At 41.5% G+C, this 1,197-nt stretch carries 2 protein-coding genes and 1 pseudogene; all 3 read right to left on the minus strand.

Annotated elements, in window-relative coordinates; translation table 11 throughout:
• A pseudogene (locus CXF78_RS21745) lies at positions 1–127 on the minus strand (GTPase Era); the annotation flags it as partial.
• On the minus strand, positions 124–804 hold the full coding sequence (rnc, locus tag CXF78_RS01150) for a ribonuclease III (protein ID WP_011638377.1): 681 nt from the start codon (positions 802–804) through the stop codon (positions 124–126). The pseudogene CXF78_RS21745 and the gene rnc, both read right to left, overlap by 4 nt.
• On the minus strand, positions 804–1,197 hold a 394-nt coding region (lepB, locus tag CXF78_RS01155; RefSeq protein ID WP_102035734.1), incomplete at its 5' end, for a signal peptidase I. The genes rnc and lepB, both read right to left, overlap by 1 nt.

Below are 1,197 nucleotides of genomic sequence, written 5' to 3' on the forward strand. Positions count from 1 at the left end.
CCATGCCACAATAAGTTACATCGTATTTGGCTGTGGCGGTTGGTGCTGCTTGGTTCATCCTTGCCAGCAGTTCATCTAAGCTAGGCTCTTGGTTATCACCTGCTGGCAAGTCTGTTTTTTTGGTCATTTATTCAGTAGCTCCAATACCTGAGCAGCGGCAAGCTGTTCAGCTTTTCTTCTTGAACTTGCCACACCGGTGACAACTTTATCTAATTCACTAATTTTACATTCTACGGTGAAGGTTTGATCATGGGCTTCACCTTCTACTGCAACAACTTGGTAATCAGGCAATGGCTTTTTAAAACCTTGCAGGTATTCTTGCAATATTGTCTTCGGATCTTTTTGATTAATACCCGGTTTAATCTCAGCTAAACGCTCTTGATACCATGATAATAATAGCTTGCGGCACACTTCAATATCAGCATCAAGATAGACAGCACCAATAATAGCCTCTACAGCATCAGCTAAAATAGATTCGCGTCTAAAGCCACCACTTTTGAGTTCACCAGGGCCTAAATACAAATAATCACCTAGCTTGAACTCTTTAGCGATGATTGTCAGCGTGTCACCTTTGACTAAAGTGGCGCGCATACGGCTTAAATCACCTTCAGTCGCCTTTGGGAACTGATGATATAAAGCATCTGAAATGGCTATCGATAAAATCGAATCACCTAAAAACTCTAAACGCTCATTATGTTTATTTGCTGCGCTACGATGTGTTAAGGCCTGAATAAGTAATTCAATATTATTGAACTCATAACCTAAAGTACGGCACAAACGCGGCAAATTTTTAATGGGTTCCATCAATGTATTCCACCTACTCTATCAAAACGTACACCGGTCGGTACCCATGTTGGTAACACATCACTCGGCTTACGATCAAATTCAAAACTAATCCAAATTGCAACGGCTTTACCGACAAGATTCTCTTCCGGTACAAAACCCCAAAAACGACTGTCTGTGCTGTTATCGCGATTATCACCCATGGCAAAGTACATACCTTTTGGCACGACAAACTCACCAGCAGGAAGACCTGCTTGAGGATAAAAATGCTGTCTAAAATCAGGGCGCGTTGGATTAATTAAAATATCGTGCTCAACATCGCCTAATTGCTCACTCAAACGAATTAATGGCACGTCATTTTGGCTAAACTCACCGCGATTAATCTCTACATGTTCAATAGTATGAGCAGCAGGA

The sequence above is a fragment of the Shewanella sp. 11B5 genome (assembly GCF_002836795.1).
Classification (GTDB): domain Bacteria; phylum Pseudomonadota; class Gammaproteobacteria; order Enterobacterales; family Shewanellaceae; genus Shewanella; species Shewanella frigidimarina.

Excerpts from the sequence above, each read along its gene's own strand:
- rnc (WP_011638377.1), bottom strand. The coding sequence starts at position 804 with ATGGAACCCATTAAAAATTTGCCGCGTTTGTGCCGTACTTTAGGTTAT.